The sequence below is a fragment of the Micromonospora sp. CPCC 206171 genome, from assembly GCF_036906755.1.
Lineage (GTDB): Bacteria > Actinomycetota > Actinomycetes > Mycobacteriales > Micromonosporaceae > Micromonospora > Micromonospora purpureochromogenes.
In genome coordinates, this window is the sequence record NZ_JBAKHT010000009.1 from 1 (window position 1) to 14,855 (window position 14,855).

Consider the following 14,855-nt stretch of genomic DNA (forward strand, 5'->3'; position numbering starts at 1 on the left):
GGCGGGGGGCGCGCTGGCGGGCGCGACGGCCGGCGGGGCGCTGCGGGGGGCGGCGGCCGGCGGCGCGGCGGCGGATCGGGAACCGGCCCATCCGGCGGCTCCGTCCACGGCGGACCGGTCCGGGGCCGGCCGATCGGTCGACGGTTCCCGTCCATCCCGGGCCTCCCGCTCGGCGCGGGTCGACTCGTACGGCCGGGGCTCCTCGGACCGCACCGGCTCGTAGGGGCGGGCGGGCTCGGCCCGGACCGGCTCGTACGGCCGGGCCGGCTCGGCGCGCACCGGCTCGTACGGCCGGGCGGGCTCGGCCGACCACTCCGGCGTCCGGTCGGACCGGGACCGGCGGCTCGTCGGCGGCTCGTCCTCGCGCGCCCACGGCGGCGCCCAGCCGCCGCCCCAGCTCGGCCGGTTCCAGCTCGGGCCGGACCAGTCCGGTTCGTCGGCGGGACGGTGGCCGGCGTAGGGCTGCTCGGCGTGCGGGTCCGGCTCGCCGCGCCCGGCGGCCGCCTCGTCGCCGCCGCGGGCCCCCGTCGACGCGTCCGGTGAGCCGGGGTGGGAACGGTCGGCCCGGGCGCGGGACACGTCGGGCGGGAACTCGTCGGCCTCGGCCCGGCCGGACTGGCCCTGGTCCGGACGGGGCGCGTGGAAGCCCGGCGGGACCTCGAAACCGGAGGCGGCGGTGCCGACCGGCGGGACCTGCACGGCCGGGGGCGCGGACGTGGGCAGGCCCCCGTCCGCCCAGCGGCTGAGCCGGGGTGCCTCCTCCGAGGAGTGCCGCGCGGCGGCGTCCGGATCGGCCGGTCCGGGCTGCTGCTCGGGCGAGGGCGCCGGCCGCTGCGCCGGTACGACCAGTCGGTCGCCGTCGGCGTCCCGCCGCAGGTCGGCGCCGAAGCGGGGGGCGTCGGCGGGCGGGGCGCTCACCGGGGAGGGTCGGCCGCGCGGCTCCTCGCCCGGGTGGCCGACGCCGTTGAGGTGGGCGCGGCCGTTGCGCGGCACGGGGTCGGGCTGAGGGTCGGCCAGCGGCGCCGGCAGGTCGCCGTGGCGCGGGGAGGAGGCGTCCCAGCCGGTTGCCGGGTCGGGCCGGTGCCAGGGGGCGACGGTGTCCCGGTACGCGGGGGCGTCGGCCCCGCCGGACCACCCGGTCGCCGGGGGTGCCCACCCGCTGACGGAACGGGCCAGGTCGTCCTGCTGACCCGTCCCGTCACCGTGCTCTCCCGGGGTGGCGGCACCGGGTTGCCCTGTTTCACTCACCGCGCGCTCCTTGGTCGCCCCCGCTGAGGCTACCGTGTGGTGACAGTGGCGATAAGTTACAGCGGCGGGCCAATTCCGGGACCGGGGAACATGCCCCAGACCGGTACGGGGTAAAAGTGCCGGCTCGTACGAAGAAACTCGGAGGTTCCCATGACCGCTGTGGGGAACGGTGCGCAGACCGCCGGCCGGCCCACCAGGCTGCCCCGCTCGGCGCGACGGAAGCAGCTGCTCGCGGCGGCGCAGGAGGTGTTCGTCGCACAGGGTTACCACGCCGCCGCGATGGACGACATCGCCGAGCGGGCGGGAGTCTCCAAGCCGGTGCTCTACCAGCACTTTCCCGGCAAGATGGAGCTCTACCTGGCGCTGCTCGACACGCACTGTGACGCGATAGTCGCCAAGGTGCACGACGCGATGCGCGGTACCAACGACAACAAGGAGCGGGTCGGGGCCTCGGTCCGGGCGTACTTCGACTTCGTCGACCACGAGAGCGAGGCGTTCCGGCTCGTCTTCGAGTCGGACCTGCGCAACGACCCGGCGGTGCGGCAGCGCGTCGAGCGGGTCGAGCAGGGCGCCATCGCGGCGATCACCGACACCATCATCTCGGACACCGGCGTCAGCCGGGCGCACGCCGAGCTGCTCGCCTCCGGTCTGGTCGGTGCGGCCGAGACCGCCGCCCAGTTCTGGCTGGCCGGCGGTCGCCAGGTGCCCAAGGCGGAGGCAGAGGCGCTGGTCGCGGCGCTGTCCTGGCGTGGGATCGCGAGCTTCCCGCTGCAAGGTGAGTCAGCCTGAACATCCGGCCCCGAGATCGGATAGCCTTCCGATCGGCGGCTCTTTCGCCCACCTGAGGAGGCACAGTGGAGGTCAAGATCGGCGTGCAGTACGCGCCGCGCGAGCTGGTTCTGGAGAGCGCGCAGTCGCCGGCCGAGATCGAGCAGATCGTGACCGACGCCTTCGGCAAGGACGAGGGGACGCTGTCCCTGACCGACGAGAAGGGCCGACGGGTCATCGTGCCGGTCAACAAGGTCGCCTACGTCGAGATCGCCGAGGCGTCCCCGCGGGCGGTCGGGTTCACCGTCCGCTGATCCGGTCCGGCCCCCGCGGCGGGTGCGCCCGCCGCGGGCCGGGCCCGGCCGGGCAGTTCAGTTGTTCAGCCCGACGGCGGCCATCCGGGCGGTGTGGTTGGCGGTGAGCCGGCGGAACGTCGCCTGCACGTCCGTGCCGTCCCGCGCGATCAGCGCGGTCAGCGCGCCCCGGTCCGCCGCCGCGACCCGGCCCGCCTGGGACAGCGCCTCGCCGACGAGCCGGCGCGCCCACATCGACAGCCGGTTCGCCACCCGCGGGTCGGCCTCGATCGCGGCCCGGATCTCGGCGGCGGCGAAGTCGGCGTACCGGGATTCGTGCAGCACGTCGTGCACCAGCCGCCGGTACGGCTCGTCCAGCCGGTCGGCGATCTCGCCGAGGAAGTCGTCGGTGATGGCGTCCCCGACGTACGCCTTCGTCACCGCCTCCAGCCAGTCCTTCGGCTCGGTCGAGTCGTGGTACGCCTGCAAGGGACCCACGTACGGAGCCATCACGTCGTCGGGTGTCGCCCCGAGAGCGGTGAGCCAGTCGGCGAGACGCCGGTAGTTGCCGATCTCGGCGGCGGCCATCTCGCTCAGCGCGGCCCGGCGGCGCAGGTCGGGGGCGAGCCGGGCGTCGGCGGCCATCCGGTCGAAGGCGAGCAGCTCGCCGTAGGCGACCAGGCCGAGCAGGTCGACCACGGCCTCGGGTGTTGTCGGGGCGGACACGAGCGCAGGGTACCCCCCAAACCGGCACACCGAGACCCGCGGACAGTGGCACAGGTCACAATTGCCACCCCCGGAGGAGACCCCGCCAGCGCGCTCGGGGACGCCTGCGGGGTCGCTCGGGTAGTATGGAGCAGTTGCCGCGGGCGCCGATCTGATCGAAGTCCTGCCTGCGGCGCGCGTGCGGCCCGGTCCGGCTCGGCGAATCCGCCCCCGACCGCGTGGCCCGCGCCAAACCGAACGCGCCCTGAGGACAAGACGGGGCGCACCACGAGAGGGCACCCCCAGATCCAAATGAGCGAACAGATTCTCGAAGAGCTGGGTGGCCACGAACTGGCCCCCACCGCCCCGGTCCGTCCGGAGGCTCCCACCTTCGCCGCGCTCGGTGCGCGGCCCGAGACCGTCGAGGCCCTGGCCGCGGCGGGCATCACCCGCGCCTTCGCGATCCAGGAGTACGCGATCCCGATCGCGCTGCGCGGCACCGACATGATCGGCCAGGCGCCGACCGGCACCGGCAAGACCCTCGGCTTCGGCGTACCGCTGCTGGAGCGGGTCTTCGCGCCGGGCGAGGGCAGCGACGGCGTGCCCCAGGCACTGGTCGTCGTCCCCACCCGCGAGCTGGGCATCCAGGTCGCCAAGGACCTCGCCGCCGCGGGCCGGACCCGGGGCGTCCGGGTGCTGCCGATCTACGGCGGCGTGGCGTACGAGCCGCAGATCGACGCGCTGCGCAAGGGCGTGGAGATCCTGGTCGGCACGCCCGGCCGGCTGATGGACCTGCAGAAGCAGAAGCACCTGCGGCTCGACCGGGTGCGCGCGCTGGTCCTCGACGAGGCCGACCGGATGCTCGACCTGGGCTTCCTCGACGACGTCGAGAAGATCCTGGCGATGCTGCCGGAGGACCGGCAGACCATGCTCTTCTCGGCCACCATGCCGGACCCGATCGTCACGCTCTCCCGGCGCTTCCTGCGCCGTCCGATGACGATCCACGCCGGGCACACCGCCGAGACCGGCCCGTCGCCGCAGACCCAGCAGCTGGCCTACCGCACCCACTCGATGAACAAGGTCGAGATCGTGGCCCGGATCCTCCAGGCCGAGGGGCGCGGACTGACCATGATCTTCACTCGCACCAAGCGGGCCGCCGACCGGGTGGCCGAGGACCTCGACTTCCGCGGCTTCGCGGTCGCCGCCGTCCACGGCGATCTGGGTCAGGGCGCCCGGGAGCGGGCGCTGCGGGCGTTCCGGGCCGGGAAGATCGACACTCTGGTCGCCACCGACGTGGCGGCCCGGGGCATCGACGTCAGTGGCGTCACCCACGTCATCAACTACGACTGCCCCGAGGACCAGGACACCTACACCCACCGGATCGGTCGTACCGGCCGGGCCGGGGCCACGGGCGTCGCGGTGACCTTCGTCGACTGGGACGACATGCCCCGCTGGCGGATCATCGACAAGACGCTCGGCCTGGACATGCCGGAGCCGCCGGAGACGTACCACACCTCTCCGCACCTCTACACCGACCTCGGCATCTCCACCGAGATCACCGGAACCCTGCCGACCGCCGAGCGGACCCGGGCCGGGCTCTCCGCCGAGGTCGAGGAGGACCTGGGCGGCCGGCCGCGGCGCGGCGAGAGCGGCCGGGGCTCCCGGCGCGGTGACAGCCGTGGCGAGAGCCGGGGCGAGAGCCGGGGCCGGGGCGAGCGCCGACGCGGCGGTCACTCGGACGCCGGCACGCCGGACGCCGACGCGCCGGCCGACGCCGCCGCCGAGGAAGGCACCCGCACCCCCCGCCGCCGGCGTCGCCGCCGGGCCGGCGAGGCGGTCGCGGGCGAGTCGACCGCGTCGGTCGCGACCGACGCCGGCTCCCCGGAGCCGGCCGTGGCCGCCGCCGAGGGCGAGTCGTCGAAGCCGCGCCGCCGCCGGCGCCGCCGTGGCGGCTCCGGTGCCGGTACGCCGGCCGAGGCGATCGCCGACTGACCACTGCGCCACCCGACGTCCCCCGCACCGTTCACCGGTCCGGGGGACGTCCCCTTTTCCGTACCGGCCGACGCGCCGGTGCCGGGCGCGGCGGACGAGCGACGCACAGCACCATGCGGTGGCCTGCCGACGGGCGGCCCGGACCAGGAAGGAAGATGGTGGGATGCCGGAACCGTTGGACGTCGCCCTGACCGAGGTCCGGGCCCTGCTGCTCGACCCCGCGCTGACCCGCGCGGTCGCCGCCGGTCGCCGCCGTGGGCAGCGCCCCTCGGTGGTCCGCGCCGAGCTGCGCCCGGTCGCGCTCAAGGCCGGCCCCCGGTTGCAGATCTCCACCTCCGACGGTGCCCGTCCGTACACCCGCAACGTGGCTCCGGGGGCGGAGGCCGGCGCGGCGGTCGACGCGCTGCTGGCCGAGCCGTTCGGCAACTGGCACGTGGAGACCGCGGACGCCACGCTCCAGCTCCGGGTGACCAAGTCCGGCGAGGCGCAGGTGCACCGGGCCGCGGCGAGCCGCCCGGAGGCCGAGCCGGCTGATCACGACCGCGCCAAGGAGTACCTGCTCGATCCGGGCGACCCGATCTTCGCCGAGATCGGCGGTTCGGCCGCCAAGCGCCGCCAGGTCGACGCGTTCCTGCGCGCGCTCGCCGCCACGCTCCCCGACGAGCTGACCGGCCCGCTGCGGGTGGTGGACCTGGGCTGCGGCAACGCGTACCTGACCTTCGCCGCGCACCGCTACCTGACCCAGCGGGGCCTCGAGGTCGAGCTGGTCGGCGTGGACGTCCGCGAGGACCAGCGGCGGCGCAACACCGAGCTGGCCGAGCGGCTCGGCTGGGCCGACCGGGTCTCCTTCGTGGCCGGCACCATCGCCGACGCGGTGGTCGAGCCCGCCCCCGACCTGGTGCTGGCGCTGCACGCCTGCGACACCGCCACCGACGAGGCGCTGGCCCGCGCGGTCCGCTGGGACGCCCGCTGGGTGCTCGCCGCCCCGTGTTGCCACCACGACATCGCCGCGCAGCTACGCGCGCACCCGGCTCCCGCGCCGTACGAGCTGCTGACCCGGCAGGGCATCCTGCGGGAACGCTTCGCCGACGTGCTCACCGACTCGCTGCGCGCCGGCCTGCTTCGGCTGCACGGCTACCGGGCCGAGGTGGTGGAGTTCGTCGACTCCCGGCACACTCCGCGCAACCTGCTGATCCGGGCCCGCCGTACCGGCACCGCGCCGACGCAGGCGCAGCGGGCCGAGTACCGGGACCTGGTCGACCAGTGGCGGATCACCCCGCGTCTGGAGACGCTGCTGACCGAGGCCGGCCCGACAGCCTGAGACCCGCCCCCGGTACCCGTCCGACCGGCCTGGGTCGGCGGCGGCGCGGGTCAGCGACGGCGGTCGCCGCCCCGGTCGCGTCCCGACCGCTCGCCCCCGGGGGTCCGGTCGAAGACGGAGATCCGGTCCCGCGACGATCGGTCGTCCTCGCCGGGCGCGGTGGGGAACGGGACGACCTTGCCCGACGTCTCGGCGTTGCCGGCGGCGGCGAAGGCGTTCCAGGAGATGTCGACCAGCAGCCGCCTCAACTCGGCGTGCCGGACGGCGGCGCTGCGCTGCAACACCAGCCGGATGCCGAGCACCACGCCGACCAGGGTGGTGGTGATCGCGCCGGTGGCCGCCAGCACGTGCGCGCCGGTCGCGTCATCGCCGGTCAGCACGAGCGCCAGCAGCCAGATCCAGAAGCCGAGGGCGAACACGCCGGCCTTGGCCACGAAGAACACACTGACCGCACCCGGGCGGTGCGGCACCGGAAGGACAGGGTCGGCCATGCTGCTCCTCATCGGTGCGCCGGGACTCGTCAGCGCCACGTCGCTGGTGGCGCCGGCGCGTCGAGCTTAGTTGATGTCTGCCTATCGACGCCGGACACGAGACCGGCACACATGCCGGATTGCGGGGCCCACCGACAACCGAAGTCCTGCCGGCGGGGCCTTCGGGTCGATCGGTCGACTGCTCCGACGCCTTGTCGTACTACCCTGGGAGGGCGCACTGAATCTGGGCCCCGGCCGGAAAGGGAAGACCCCGCAGGAATGGGTTCCGCAGAGGTATCACCACAGATGGCCTTCGCACGTTTCGTGCGACGTGCCATCGACGACGCCCGCGACGAGCGGGGTTGGACGGTGAGCGACCTGGCGGCGCACACCGGGGTCGGCCGCTCCACCGTCTTCCGCTGGCTCGCCGGCGACTGGCAGGACTATCCCGAACTGGCCAAGGTGCGCGGGTTCTGCGCGGCCCTCGACCTGCCCGTTGCGGCGGCGTTCCGGGCGCTCGGGCTGCCCGACGCCGGTCCCACGCCGCGCCGCCGGGTCGACGACTCCCCCGTCGAGGCGGACGTGCGGGTCATCCTGGAGCGACTGGCCGACCCGACCGTGCCGGCCGAGGAGAAGCACCACATCCGCGACCTGCTCCGCTACCTGGCCCGCCGCCCGGTCCGCCGAGCCGGCTGAGCGACCGCCCAGGGCCACCCGGCCGCCGACGGTCGTCAGGGCACGGTGACGGTGAACTCGGCGGTGCGCACCACGCCCGCCACCTGGAAGTCCAGGTACATCCGGTAGCGACCCGGCCCGGGGGCGGTCACCCAGAAGGTGACCGGGTCGCCCGCCGGCGTCGCCACCGGGTGTACGTGCAGGTAACCCAGGTCCCCCTCGCGGAGGGCGACCAGGTGGCCGTACGCGCCGAGATAGCGTTCCAGCGCGGCGGGGGCGCCACCCGCGCTGACGGTGAAGCGCAGCGGGAGGGCCCTGCCGACCTCCGGGGCGCCCTCGTACCCGACGGTGAAGCCGTCGACGGTCGTGGTGGTGGCCGGGGCGGGCAGCGGCCGAGGGGCGTAGCCGCCGGGCGCGACCAGGTCCACCCCGAGGGTCGCCGCCGTCTGCCGGCCGTCGTCGGCGACCGCGGTGAAGTCGGCGTACGCCCGCCAGACGCCCGGCTGCGCGAGGGTCAGCGGTACGGACCAGGTCCCGTCGGGTGCCATCGTCGGGTGCAGGTGCTGGTAGCCGCTGAGGTCCCGGCGCACCACGACCAGGTGCATCGGCTTGTCGTGCACGACGGCGAACCGGGTGACCGGCCGCCGCCGCTCGTCGCGTACCTGGAAGCGGAACTCGCCGGCCCGGCCGACGCCGAACACCACCGCCGACGCGGTGAGCGTGTAGCCGCCGGAGCTGACCGAGAAACCGCCCGCGCCGCTGTCGGCGGCCTGGTCGGTGCCGACGCCGTGGTCGTGCGCGCCGGTGCCGGGGGCGTGGGTGTGGTCGCTGGTGGCCGCGGCGGCGCTCGCCGCCGACGGCGTGCCCGGGCCGGGGTTGGCCCGGCCGAGGCCGAAGCCGAGCAGCACCGCGAGCACCAGCCCGCCGACGGTCAGCGCCAGCCGCAGGGTGCTCCGGTCCGCCCCCACCGGCGGCCCGCCGACCGCGCCGGTCGGGAGTGCGTCGATCGGCTCAGCCGGCTCGTCGTCGGCCGGACGCATTCCGAACACCGGTGGACCCGCGTCGCCCACCGGGTGGGCCTCGGCCGGGCCGGACCACCCGCTCTCGACCGGGTGCCCGTCGGCCACCGGCGGACGCGGGTCGGCCGCCGGCTGAGCGTCTGTCGTCCCGGAGCGCTCGCCGCCGACGGACCCGGGCGGGACCGGCGGGGTGGGCGGCTGCTCAGGCACCGCCGACGGCCAGTTCGTACCCCGCCTCGTCCACGGCGGCCCGGACCGACGCCTCGGACAGCGGCGTTGTGCTGGTCACCGTCGCGGTGCCGGCGGTCAGGTCGACCCGCACCTCGTCGACGCCGGGCAGCGCGGACAACTCCTCGGTGACCGCGCGCACGCAGTGCTCGCAGGTCATCCCGGTGACGGCATAGGTCTGCGTGACGGTTCCCTCGGCCATGCGCCCACGGTACCGCCGACCCGGCTGCCGTCCGCCGTCCGGACGCCGGGCGTGGCGACGGTCCCAATCCACCGGCGCCGGGAACTTTTCCGCCCGCACCCGCCGACGACCGGCGGAACGGTGCGACCGCGGTGAGCCACGAGGGCCCGGGAGGGGGTGCTGTTCAGCCGGCGACGGCGAGGGCGAGGGGGAGCACGTCCGGGGCGCCCGCCCGGCGCAGCAGCCCGGCCACCATGGTCAGCGTCCAGCCGGAGTCGACCAGGTCGTCGACGAGCAGCACCGGCCCGTCCAGTCCGGCCAGCGCGTCGGCCAGCTCGTCCGGCACGGCGAACGCGCCGTGCAGCGCGCGTACCCGCTGGGCGCTGTTGCCGCGCGGCCCGCCGCCCCCGGCGACGCCGGTCGGGACCACCCGGCCGAGCAGCGGCAGCCGGCCCACCGCGGCGATCCGCTCGGCCAGCGAGTTGACCAGGGCGGGGTGCGTGCGGGACCCGACGGCGACCACGCCGGCCGGGCGGCGCGGCCACGGGTCGTCGCCGTGCGCCCACGCCTTCAGCACCTCCACCACGGCCGCCGCCACGTCGTCGGGGACCGGGCCGTCCGCCGCCTCCGGGCCGACCAGGCCGCGCAGCCGCCCACCCCAGCCGAGGTCCGACAGGCGTCCCACGGCCCGCCCGGGCAGCGCCTGCTCGCCGGGCGGAATCCGCCCCTTGAGGGGTACGCCGACCGCGTCCAGCCCGGTCGGCCAGAGCTTCTTCGGCGGGATCTCCACACCGGGGCGGCCCAGGAAGGTCTGCGCGGCGGTCAACGCGGCGTCGGAGACCTCCGGCGTGAACAGCGGCGCGGCGCAGCGGTCGCACCGCCCGCAGTCGCCCGCCCCGGCGTCGTCCAGACACTCCCGCAGATAGCGCATCCGGCAGCCGGAGGTGGTCGCGTACTCCCGCATGGCCTGCTGCTCGGCGGTGCGCGCCTGGGCGACGCGCCGCAACCGGGCCTCGTCGTAGACCCAGGGCTCGCCGGTGGCGAGCCAGCCGCCGCGGACCCGGCGGACCGCGCCGTCCACGTCGAGCACCTTGAGCATCAGCTCCAGCCGGGCCCGGCGCAGGTCGACCATCGGTTCGAGGGCCTGAGTGGAGTGCGGGCGGTCGGTGTGCAGCGCGCCGAGCACCGCCCGCACCTGCTCCTCAGGTGGGAAGGCGAGCGAGGCGAAGTAGCGCCAGATGGCCGCGTCCTCGACGCCGGGCAGCAGCAGCACCTCGGCGTGCTCCACGGCGCGGCCGGCCCGGCCGACCTGCTGGTAGTAGGCGATCGGCGAGGGCGGGGCGCCGAGGTGCACCACGAACCCGAGATCCGGCTTGTCGAAGCCCATGCCCAGCGCGGAGGTGGCGACCAGCGCCTTGATCTTGTTGTCCAGCAGGTCCTGCTCGGCGGCCCGCCGGTCGGCGTCGTCGGCCTGCCCGGTGTAGGAGGCAACCGACCAGCCCCGGGAGCGGAGGAACTCGGCCGTCTCCCCCGCCGCCGCCACGGTCAGGGTGTAGATGATCCCGGAGCCGGGAAGCCGGTCCAGGTGGTCGGCGAGCCAGGCCAGCCGGTGCGCCGGGCTGGGCAGGTCCACCACGCCCAGCCGCAGCGACTCGCGGTCGAGGGTGCCGCGCAGCACCAGGGCGTCGCCCAACTGCTCCGCGACGTCGGCGGTGACCCGCTCGTTGGCCGTGGCGGTGGTGGCGAGCACCGGGGTGCGCTCGGGCAGGTTGCCGAGGAAGGTCCGCAGCCGGCGGTAGTCGGGCCGGAAGTCGTGCCCCCAGTCGGAGACGCAGTGCGCCTCGTCCACCACCAGCAGCCCGGTGGTGGCGGCCAGCTTCGGCAGGACGGTGTCCCGGAAGTCCGGGTTGTTGAGCCGTTCCGGGCTGATCAGCAGCACGTCCACCGCACCGGCGTGGATCTCGGCGGTGATCTCGTCCCACTCGTCCAGGTTGGCGGAGTTGATGGTGCGGGCTCGGATGCCCGCCCGGGCCGCCGACTCCACCTGGTTGCGCATCAGCGCCAGCAGCGGCGAGACGATCACGGTCGGCCCGTGCTCGCCGTGCTCCCGCAGCAGGGCGGTGGCCACGAAGTAGACCGCCGACTTGCCCCAGCCGGTGCGCTGGACGCACAGCACCCGGCGCCGGTCCACCACCAGCGCCTCGATCGCCCGCCACTGGTCCTCGCGGAGTCGGGCGTGCTCGCCGGCCAGCCGGCGCAGCACCGCCTCGGCCCGCTCCCGTACCGCCGCCCGATCCTGGCTCATCCGGCATTTCTACCAGGCGCCCGACAGACCCTCACTGGTCCGCGCTGCTGGGCGGCGGTCCGTCGGGCGGCAGGGAAGCCCGTTGATCATGAAGTTATCGCCACGCGCACGGCGCGTCTGCGGCAATAACTTCATGATCAACGGGGTCGAGTGGGGGGTGGGGTGGGGGGTTAGTGGGGGCGGCGGGGGGTTAGGGCGGCGCGGAGGGGGGTTAGGCGGGAGGTGAGGCTGGCCAGGCCGCCGGGGAAGAAGTAGACGGCCAGGATGAAGACGGTGCCGAGGACGAAGAGCGGCTGGCTCAGCGGGCGGCTGAGGACGGCCGGGAGGCTCTCCACGGCGTCGCTGGTGCCGAAGGCGGTGAGGCGGTGGTCCAGGTACATGTAGAGGATGCCGCCGAGCACCGGACCCCAGCGGGTGCCGGGGCCGCCGAGCACCACCATCACCAGCAGCGACAGGGTCAGCTCCGACGAGGTGATGTGCGGCGAGGCGCCGCCGACGATCAGGCAGTAGACCACCCCGCCGCTCGCGGCGAGGCCGCCGGCCAGGGTGAACGCCACCAGCTTGAACCGGTACGGGTCGAGCCCGAGCACCCCGATCCGCCGCTCGTCGTCGCGCAGCCCGGCCAGCACCCGCCCGGTGGGCGAGCCGGAGACCCGGTGCACCACCAGGACCACCACCGCCAGGTACGCCAGCGCCAGCCAGTACAGGTTGACCGTGTTGGTCACCCCGACCAGGGCCGGCGGCAGCCCGGAGACGTCCAGCGGCAGTCCCTCCTCACCACCGGTCCACCCGCCGAAGTCCCGGGCCACCAGGATCGCGCCGACCTGGGCGAAGGCGAGCGTCACCATGGCGAAGGCGATCCCGACGGTGCGCAGCGCGACCGCGCCGAGCAGCGCGGCCAGGGTCGTCGCCCCGGTGACCGCGAGCAGCGCCGCCTGCCACAGCGGCAGGCCGGCCCGGGTGACGAGGATGTCCGTGCCGTACACGCCGGCGGCGAAGTAGAGCGCGTGCCCGAACGAGAGCATCCCGGTACGGCCGAACAGCAGGTCGTACCCGGCCGCCAGCCCACCGAAGACCAGGCAGACGGCGAGCAGTTGCAGGGTGCCCGGCGAGTTCAGCGGCCCCTCGAAGATCCCCGGCAGGCTGACCGTCGAGTACGGCAGGATCGCCGCCACGGCCAGCGCCACCAGCGGCAGCCACGGCCGTACGCCGTGCCAGCGGCGGCGTCCCGGCGTCAGCTCGTCGGGCACCGCCGCGGGCGGGGCCGGGACCTCGGGACTCTTGACCTCGGTCATGCCGTTGCCACCTTTCCGGCGAAGCCCTGCGGACGCAGCAGCAGCACCACGGCGAGCAGCCCGACCACGCAGATGTCGCCCAGTCCGGACTCGCCGTAGTAGTTGACGAACTGTTGCAGCAGCCCCACCGCGACCGCGGCGTACGCGGACCCGACCACCGAGCCCATCCCGCCGATCACCACCACGATGAACGCGAAGATCAGCAGCGAGCCACCCTGACCGGGCGAGACGGTGCCGAAGTAGACGCTGCCGAGCGCGCCGGCCAGCGCGGCGGCGGCCCCGCCGATCGCGAAGACCAGGGTGAACGCCTTGCGGACGTCGATGCCGAGCGCGGTCACCATCTCCCGGTTCTCCACCCCGGCCCGGATCACCAGGCCGTAGCGGGTCCAGCGGAGGAAGGCGAGCAGCGCGCCGAGCACCAGCACCGCGGCGACGATCAGCAGCAGCCCGCCGTTGGGCACGTTCGCGCCGAGGATCGAGGTCACCTGACGGGTCCACTCGGGACGCGGGAACGGGCGCGCGTCGGCGCCCCAGGTCGCCTGGAGCAGCGCCACCCCGGCCAGCGACAGGCCGACGGTGACCAGCACCTGCTCGATGGTCCGCGAGTAGAGCGGCCGGATCAGCACCAGCTCCACCAGCACCGCGACGAGGGCACCGGCGAGCACCCCGAAGGCGACGGCCACCACGAAACCGAACCCGTCGGAGCCGGCGCCGGGCAGGTTGCCCGCGGCCCACCAGGTCGCGTACGCGCCGACGCCGAGGAAGAGCCCGTGCGCGAAGTTGAGCACGTCGGCCAGGCCGAAGACCAGGGAGAGCCCGGAGGCGACCAGGAAGTAGAGCGCCGCCAGGCCCAGCCCGGTCAGCGCCAGCAGGATCACCGTGGTCACGAGTGCACCTCCGCCGAGCCGACCCCGAGCAGCGACTTGGTCAGTCCGGTCTCCAACAGCAGTTCCTGGGCGTTGCCGGCCCAGGCCACCCGGCCGGCGGCGAGCACCACCGCGTCGCGGGCCAGCCGTCGGACCACGGCCAGGTTCTGCTCGACCAGCAGCACCGGCACGGACTCGGCCACCCGTTCCAGCACCTCGGCCACCTCGGTCACCACCTTCGGTGCCAACCCCTTGGTCGGCTCGTCGACCAGCAGCAGCCGGTTGTCGTTGAGCAGCACCCGGCCGATGGCGAGCATCTGCTGCTGCCCGCCGGAGAGCGAGCCGGCCCGTTGCCGTCCGCGCCGGTCCAGCTCCGGGAAGAGCGCGAAGACCTTGTCGTACGCGGGGGTGGTGCCCCGCCGTTCGGCGAGCCGCAGGTTCTCCGCGACGGTGAGGCCGGCGAAGACGCAGCGGTCCTCCGGCACGTAGCCGAGCCCGCCGCGGACCAGCCGGTGGGTGGGGCGGGCGAGCAGACTCTGCGCGCCCATCCGGATGGCGCCCCGGACCTCGCCGCCCCGCGGCGTCAGGCCGACGATCGCGCGCAGCGTGGTGGTCTTGCCGACGCCGTTGCGCCCGAGCAGCACGGTGACGCCGGTCGGCGCGACCGTGAACGACACGCCCTGGAGGATGTGCAGTCCGGCGATCCGCACGGACAGGTCCTCCACACTGAGAACGGGTTCGCTCATAGCGACTCCCCCAGGTACGCCTCCTGGACGGTGGCGTTGGCCATCACCGTGTCCGGGGTGTCGCAGGCCAGCAGCGCGCCGTGGTGCATCACGGCGATCCGGTCGGCGAGTTCCAGGATCACGTCCATGTGGTGTTCGACCATCAGCACCGCCCGCCCGCTGTCGCCGGTCAGCGACTTGATCACCGCGACCAGCTCGGGCACGTCCTCGGCGCTGACGCCGGCCATCGGCTCGTCCAGCAGCATCACCCGGGGCTCCCCGGCGAGCAGCAGGGCGATCTCCAGCTTGCGCTTCTCGCCGTGGGCGAGGGTGCCGGCGAGCGCCGTACCCCGGTGGTGCAGGCCGACGCGGTCGAGCGCCGCGTCGGCGGCGGCGGCCACCTCCCGGTCGGCCGCCGCCCGCCGCCACAGCTTCATCGAGCCCCCGCGGTACGCCTGCACCGCGAGCCGGACGTTCTCCCGGACGGTGAGCGAGCCGAAGACCGAGGACGCCTGGAAGGTGCGTCCCAGCCCGAGGCGGGCCCGCCGGTGCGGGGGGAGGGCGGTGACGTCCTCCCCGTCCAGCAGGATCCGACCCTCGGTGGGCCGGCGCAGGCCGGTGATCAGGTTGAACAGGGAGGTCTTGCCGGCGCCGTTCGGCCCGATCACGCCCAGGAACTCCCCGGGCGCCAGGTCGAGGTAGACGCTGTCGACGATGGCGACCTCTCCGATCCGCCAGGTCAGACCGCGGGTGGCGAGCACGGT

At 74.8% G+C, this 14,855-nt stretch carries 14 protein-coding genes and 1 pseudogene; 5 read left to right on the forward strand and 10 right to left on the reverse strand.

Annotated elements, in window-relative coordinates; translation table 11 throughout:
* Positions 1 to 1,248: pseudogene (locus V6U89_RS13035) on the reverse strand (hypothetical protein); the annotation flags it as partial.
* 150 nt (positions 1,249 to 1,398) lie between these two features.
* Here V6U89_RS13035 and V6U89_RS13040 point away from each other — a divergent pair.
* Both V6U89_RS13040 and V6U89_RS13045 read left to right on the forward strand, forming a co-directional pair.
* Positions 1,399 to 2,037: a TetR/AcrR family transcriptional regulator gene (locus tag V6U89_RS13040; protein WP_154941766.1), complete on the forward strand. Its 639-nt coding sequence runs from the start codon at positions 1,399 to 1,401 to the stop codon at positions 2,035 to 2,037.
* 65 nt (positions 2,038 to 2,102) lie between these two features.
* Positions 2,103 to 2,330: a DUF3107 domain-containing protein gene (locus V6U89_RS13045; RefSeq protein ID WP_088960194.1), complete on the forward strand. Its 228-nt coding sequence runs from the start codon at positions 2,103 to 2,105 to the stop codon at positions 2,328 to 2,330.
* 57 nt (positions 2,331 to 2,387) lie between these two features.
* Here V6U89_RS13045 and V6U89_RS13050 read toward each other — a convergent pair whose 3' ends face one another.
* Entirely contained in the window at positions 2,388 to 3,035 is a 648-nt protein-coding gene (locus V6U89_RS13050) for a ferritin-like fold-containing protein (RefSeq protein ID WP_334571226.1), read from the reverse strand.
* 291 nt (positions 3,036 to 3,326) lie between these two features.
* Here V6U89_RS13050 and V6U89_RS13055 point away from each other — a divergent pair, with 291 nt between their 5' ends.
* The gene (locus tag V6U89_RS13055) at positions 3,327 to 5,006 is read left to right on the forward strand and encodes a DEAD/DEAH box helicase (RefSeq protein ID WP_334571227.1); all 1,680 of its coding nucleotides are present in this window, start codon (positions 3,327 to 3,329) and stop codon (positions 5,004 to 5,006) included.
* A 163-nt stretch (positions 5,007 to 5,169) separates the two neighbouring features.
* Complete coding sequence (locus V6U89_RS13060) at positions 5,170 to 6,327, forward strand: class I SAM-dependent methyltransferase (protein WP_334571228.1); 1,158 nt, start codon at positions 5,170 to 5,172, stop codon at positions 6,325 to 6,327.
* Between the two features lie 50 nt (positions 6,328 to 6,377).
* Here the strand turns inward: V6U89_RS13060 and V6U89_RS13065 are convergent, their stop codons facing one another.
* Positions 6,378 to 6,818, reverse strand: a complete 441-nt coding sequence (locus V6U89_RS13065) for a hypothetical protein (protein ID WP_334571229.1) — start codon at positions 6,816 to 6,818, stop codon at positions 6,378 to 6,380.
* A gap of 258 nt (positions 6,819 to 7,076) precedes the next feature.
* Between V6U89_RS13065 and V6U89_RS13070 the strand changes: the two genes are divergently transcribed.
* Positions 7,077 to 7,493, forward strand: a complete 417-nt coding sequence (locus V6U89_RS13070; RefSeq protein WP_334571230.1) for a helix-turn-helix domain-containing protein — start codon at positions 7,077 to 7,079, stop codon at positions 7,491 to 7,493.
* A gap of 35 nt (positions 7,494 to 7,528) precedes the next feature.
* Here the strand turns inward: V6U89_RS13070 and V6U89_RS13075 are convergent, their stop codons facing one another.
* The 7 genes from V6U89_RS13075 to V6U89_RS13105 form a co-directional block, all read right to left on the reverse strand.
* Entirely contained in the window at positions 7,529 to 8,512 is a 984-nt protein-coding gene (locus V6U89_RS13075; protein ID WP_334571402.1) for a hypothetical protein, read from the reverse strand.
* Between the two features lie 181 nt (positions 8,513 to 8,693).
* Positions 8,694 to 8,921 carry a heavy-metal-associated domain-containing protein gene (locus tag V6U89_RS13080; RefSeq protein ID WP_334571231.1) on the reverse strand — a complete coding sequence of 76 codons (228 nt, stop codon included), beginning with the start codon at positions 8,919 to 8,921 and terminating at the stop codon, positions 8,694 to 8,696.
* A gap of 163 nt (positions 8,922 to 9,084) precedes the next feature.
* Positions 9,085 to 11,205 carry a RecQ family ATP-dependent DNA helicase gene (locus V6U89_RS13085; RefSeq protein ID WP_334571233.1) on the reverse strand — a complete coding sequence of 707 codons (2,121 nt, stop codon included), beginning with the start codon at positions 11,203 to 11,205 and terminating at the stop codon, positions 9,085 to 9,087.
* Between the two features lie 170 nt (positions 11,206 to 11,375).
* On the reverse strand, positions 11,376 to 12,500 hold the full coding sequence (locus V6U89_RS13090) for a branched-chain amino acid ABC transporter permease (protein ID WP_334571234.1): 1,125 nt from the start codon (positions 12,498 to 12,500) through the stop codon (positions 11,376 to 11,378).
* Positions 12,497 to 13,387, reverse strand: a complete 891-nt coding sequence (locus tag V6U89_RS13095) for a branched-chain amino acid ABC transporter permease (protein ID WP_154941755.1) — start codon at positions 13,385 to 13,387, stop codon at positions 12,497 to 12,499. The genes V6U89_RS13090 and V6U89_RS13095 overlap by 4 nt, the downstream gene beginning before the upstream one ends.
* Complete coding sequence (locus V6U89_RS13100) at positions 13,384 to 14,112, reverse strand: ABC transporter ATP-binding protein (protein ID WP_334571235.1); 729 nt, start codon at positions 14,110 to 14,112, stop codon at positions 13,384 to 13,386. The genes V6U89_RS13095 and V6U89_RS13100 overlap by 4 nt, the downstream gene beginning before the upstream one ends.
* On the reverse strand, positions 14,109 to 14,852 hold the full coding sequence (locus tag V6U89_RS13105) for an ABC transporter ATP-binding protein (RefSeq protein WP_334571236.1): 744 nt from the start codon (positions 14,850 to 14,852) through the stop codon (positions 14,109 to 14,111). The genes V6U89_RS13100 and V6U89_RS13105 overlap by 4 nt, the downstream gene beginning before the upstream one ends.
* Positions 14,853 to 14,855: the final 3 nt, after the last annotated feature.

What these genes read in the sequence shown, in the direction of transcription:
- V6U89_RS13040 (WP_154941766.1), top strand. Translation starts at nt 1,399, where the DNA reads ATGACCGCTGTGGGGAACGGTGCGCAGACCGCCGGCCGGCCCACCAGG.
- V6U89_RS13055 (WP_334571227.1), top strand. Translation starts at nt 3,327, where the DNA reads ATGAGCGAACAGATTCTCGAAGAGCTGGGTGGCCACGAACTGGCCCCC.
- V6U89_RS13060 (WP_334571228.1), top strand. Translation starts at nt 5,170, where the DNA reads ATGCCGGAACCGTTGGACGTCGCCCTGACCGAGGTCCGGGCCCTGCTG.
- V6U89_RS13065 (WP_334571229.1), bottom strand. Translation starts at nt 6,818, where the DNA reads ATGGCCGACCCTGTCCTTCCGGTGCCGCACCGCCCGGGTGCGGTCAGT.
- V6U89_RS13070 (WP_334571230.1), top strand. Translation starts at nt 7,077, where the DNA reads ATGGGTTCCGCAGAGGTATCACCACAGATGGCCTTCGCACGTTTCGTG.
- V6U89_RS13075 (WP_334571402.1), bottom strand. Translation starts at nt 8,512, where the DNA reads ATGCGTCCGGCCGACGACGAGCCGGCTGAGCCGATCGACGCACTCCCG.
- V6U89_RS13080 (WP_334571231.1), bottom strand. Translation starts at nt 8,921, where the DNA reads ATGGCCGAGGGAACCGTCACGCAGACCTATGCCGTCACCGGGATGACC.
- V6U89_RS13085 (WP_334571233.1), bottom strand. Translation starts at nt 11,205, where the DNA reads ATGAGCCAGGATCGGGCGGCGGTACGGGAGCGGGCCGAGGCGGTGCTG.
- V6U89_RS13090 (WP_334571234.1), bottom strand. Translation starts at nt 12,500, where the DNA reads ATGACCGAGGTCAAGAGTCCCGAGGTCCCGGCCCCGCCCGCGGCGGTG.
- V6U89_RS13100 (WP_334571235.1), bottom strand. Translation starts at nt 14,112, where the DNA reads ATGAGCGAACCCGTTCTCAGTGTGGAGGACCTGTCCGTGCGGATCGCC.